The sequence below is a fragment of the uncultured Pseudacidovorax sp. genome (genome assembly GCF_913773995.1).
Lineage (GTDB): Bacteria > Pseudomonadota > Gammaproteobacteria > Burkholderiales > Burkholderiaceae_C > Xenophilus.
The window spans coordinates 1-3,407 of the sequence record NZ_CAJYES010000178.1 but is presented as its reverse complement, the minus strand read 5'-3'; the positions used below and the strand labels follow the sequence as shown (position 1 = coordinate 3,407).

Below are 3,407 nucleotides of genomic sequence, written 5' to 3'. Positions count from 1 at the left end.
AACAAGCAGAAGTGAGGCGCTGCGGGGCAGGGCGCCGCCGTCGCCCTGCCATGGACCGCGCCGCAGCGGTTTGAGGCCTGCGGATTCACCCTCGGCGCCAGGGACAAGGCAGGCCCATGGCCAGTCGCGCAGAATAGGCGCCCCGCCTTTACGGGCGGGCCCTTTGTCACTGCCGCGGTCACGCCTATGTCTGCCTTTCCCATCGATGAAATCGTCTCGTCCCTGCGCCGGGTGCGCAACGAATGGCGCCATGCACAGCAGCGCGTGGCCGGCGGCGAGCGGCAACTGCCCTCGCGTGCCGCGGTCGACGAGGTGGTCGAGAGCCTGATCGGCGCGCTCTTTCCGATGCGGCTGGGGCCGGCCCACCTGCGCGAGGAGGGCGAGGACTTCTACGTCGCCCACACCATCGACCAGGCCCTGCGTCAGTTGCAGGAGCAGGCCGTGCAGGAGCTGCGGCATGTCCGGCGCCTGGACGCCATCGAGCCCGGCGAACTTCGGGCCGACGCCGAGCAGCGTGTCCGCGAGTTTGCTCTGCAGTTGCCGGCCATCCGTGCGCTGCTCGACACCGACGTCATGGCCGCCTACCAGGGCGACCCCGCCGCGCAGAGCGTGGACGAGGTGCTGCTGTGCTACCCGGGCGTGACGGCCATGATCCATCACCGCATTGCGCACCCGCTGTACCGGCTGGGGCTGCCGCTGCTGGCGCGCATGGTGGCCGAGCGGGCGCATGCACAGACCGGCATCGACATCCACCCGGGCGCAACCATCGGCGCCGGCTTCTTCATGGACCACGGCACCGGCATCGTGATCGGCGAGACGGCGGTAATCGGTCAGCATGTGCGGCTCTACCAGCAGGTCACCCTGGGCGCCAAGCGCTTCCCCACCGACGAGAACGGCCACCCTCAGAAGGGCCTGCCGCGCCATCCGGTGGTGGAGGACGACGTGGTGATCTATGCCGGCGCCACCATCCTGGGCCGCGTGACCATCGGCAAGGGCGCCACCATCGGCGGCAATGTGTGGGTGACGGACGATGTGCTGCCGGGGGCCTCCGTCACACAGGCCAGCCTGCAGAAGAACCGCGGATCGCGTCCCGGCGACTGCTGAGCGACGCCAGGCGCTGGCTGGACGGGCCACCGCCCAGCGGCATGTAACCGCCGGTGCGTGCGCCTTCGACTGACAGACGCGCGGACGACGGCTTGCCAGCATCGACGTTTTTCGTGTCCATCCCCCAACAGGAGCGTCTTCGATGAGCCAATACCGCATCGCCGTCCTGGTCGGCAGCATTCGCCAGGCTTCCCTCAACCGCAAGTTGGCCCTGGCGCTGGCTGCCTTGGCGCCGGAGGACTTCACCTTCGAGCACCTGCACATCGACAACCTGCCGCTTTACAACCAGGACCTGGACGGCAAGCAGCCGGCCGAGGTGCAGCAGCTCAAGACCGAGATCGCCCGTGCCCAGGGCCTGCTGATCGTCACGCCCGAGTACAACCGCTCGATCCCCGGCGTGCTGAAGAATGCGCTGGACCATGGCTCGCGGCCCTACGGCCAGAACGCCTGGGGCGGCAAGCCGGCCGGCGTGATCGGCATCTCGCCGGGCGCCATCGGTACCGCGCTGGCGCAACAGCACCTGCGCAATGTGCTGGCCTATCTGGACGTGCCGACGCTGGGCCAGCCCGAGGCCTTCATCCAGAACAAGGACGACCTGTTCGACGAGAAGGGCCACATCGGCATCGAGGCCACGCGCCAGTTTCTGCAGGGCTGGATGGACAAGTACGTCGCCTGGGTCAAGCGCCACGCGAGCGTCTAAGGGCGTTGGGGCTGCGACTCGGCGCTCTCGGATGCAGCGGATGACGCCGAACTCCATGCTGGTGCCGAGGCTATCGAGTAGCCCGGCAAAACGAAAAGAGGGTCTCGCGGGACCCTCTTTCTGCATACCGTGCCGCCGTTGCGGCGACGAACTCAGGCTGCGACTGCGGCCTTCGCGGCAGCCGGGATCGAGGCGCGTGCTGCCTCCAGCGCAGAAGCGCGCGCCGCTTCGCCCATGGCCAGACCTTCGGCGCGCACGAAGCGCACGTCGGTGATGCCGAAGAAGCCGAACACCACCTTCAGGTAGCTTTCCTGGTGCTCGGCCGCCTGGCCGGCTTCGGAGGTCGAATACATGCCGCCGCGGGTGGAAACGACGATCACCGTCTTGCCGGTCGCCAAGCCTTCCGGGCCCTTCTCGGTGTACTTGAAGGTGCGGCCGGGCTGGGCCAGGCGGTCGATCCAGGCCTTGAGCTGGGTGGGAATCGAGAAGTTGTAGAGGGGAGCGCCGAGCACCACCACATCGGCAGCCAGGAACTGGCTCACCAGCGCTTCGGACACCGCGTTTTCCTGCCGCTGGGCTTCGGTGGTCGCCTCGGCGCCCACCTTGACGCCCAGCGCGTCGGGACCGAAGTGGGCCGGCGCGTTGGCCACCACGTCCAGATAGTCCACCGTCGTGCCAGGATGATCGGCCACCCAGTCGCGCACGACTTCGGCCGTCAGTTGGCGGGAAACGGAATTGGCGCCGAGGACGCTCGAATCGATGTGCAGCAGTTTCATGTTCTTCACTCCTGAAAAGACAGACCCGAAGGTTTCGGGCATGGGCGAAAGTCTAAAACTGGGACAACGAGGGGATAAGCCGTCAAAATCGCGACCATTCGTTCTCTGGATGGAACAATGAGCCCGAATCAGGACCTCAACGACCTCGTGTTCTTCGCCGAAGTGGTGGAGCGTGGCGGATTCAGCGCTGCCAGTCGGGCGCTGGACGTGCCCAAGTCGCGGCTGTCTCGCCGCATCGCCCAGTTGGAGACATCCCTGGGTGTGCAGTTGCTCCAGCGCAGTACGCGCCGGCTGTCGCTCACGCCGGCGGGCGAGGTCTATCTGCGTCACTGCGTCGCCGTGCGTGAGGCGGCCGAGGCCGGCGCCGCCGAGGTGGCCCAAGTGCGCAAGGAGCCGCGCGGCCTGGTGCGGCTGAGCTGCCCGGTCACGCTGGCGCAAAGCAATCTGGGGCCGGCCCTGCCGGAGTTCTTCCGGCGCCATCCCGGGGTACAGCTGGAAATGCGGGTCGTGAACCGGCCGGTGGATCCGGTGGAGGAGGGCGTGGACATCGCCCTGCGGGTGCGCAGCGCCGTCGAGAACAGCGCCACGCTGGCTTCGCGCGTGTTCAGCTGCAGTCGCATGCTGCTGCTCGGCACGCCGGCCCTGCTCGCACGCCATGGCGCCATCACGCACCCCGAAGACCTGGCGACGGTGGAATGCGTCGCCATGTCGGCCGCAGACGCGCGTGCCGGCACCCTGCTCGAAGGTCCCGACGGCGCCACCCACCTGCTGCTGCAGACGCCGCGCTACCTGGCCAACGATCTGCTGACCTTGCGCTTCGCGATGGA

4 protein-coding genes are annotated in these 3,407 nt (G+C 67.8%); 3 read left to right on the top strand and 1 reads right to left on the bottom strand.

Features of this window, described 5'->3' with window-relative positions:
* Window positions 1-186: 186 nt before the first annotated feature.
* Together epsC and QZ772_RS16305 are read left to right on the top strand one after the other, a co-directional pair.
* Window positions 187-1,104 (top strand): serine O-acetyltransferase EpsC, encoded by a 918-nt coding sequence (epsC, locus tag QZ772_RS16310; RefSeq protein WP_295528413.1) that lies wholly within the window; start codon window positions 187-189, stop codon window positions 1,102-1,104.
* Window positions 1,105-1,246: 142 nt separating this feature from the next.
* Window positions 1,247-1,804: an NAD(P)H-dependent oxidoreductase gene (locus QZ772_RS16305; RefSeq protein WP_295528409.1), complete on the top strand. Its 558-nt coding sequence runs from the start codon at window positions 1,247-1,249 to the stop codon at window positions 1,802-1,804.
* Between the two features lie 152 nt (window positions 1,805-1,956).
* On the opposite strand, the gene QZ772_RS16300 is transcribed toward QZ772_RS16305, so the two are convergent.
* Window positions 1,957-2,580 (bottom strand): NAD(P)H-dependent oxidoreductase, encoded by a 624-nt coding sequence (locus QZ772_RS16300; protein ID WP_295528407.1) that lies wholly within the window; start codon window positions 2,578-2,580, stop codon window positions 1,957-1,959.
* A gap of 117 nt (window positions 2,581-2,697) precedes the next feature.
* Here QZ772_RS16300 and QZ772_RS16295 point away from each other — a divergent pair.
* The coding region (locus QZ772_RS16295) for a LysR family transcriptional regulator (RefSeq protein ID WP_295528404.1) at window positions 2,698-3,407 on the top strand (710 nt) is incomplete at its 3' end.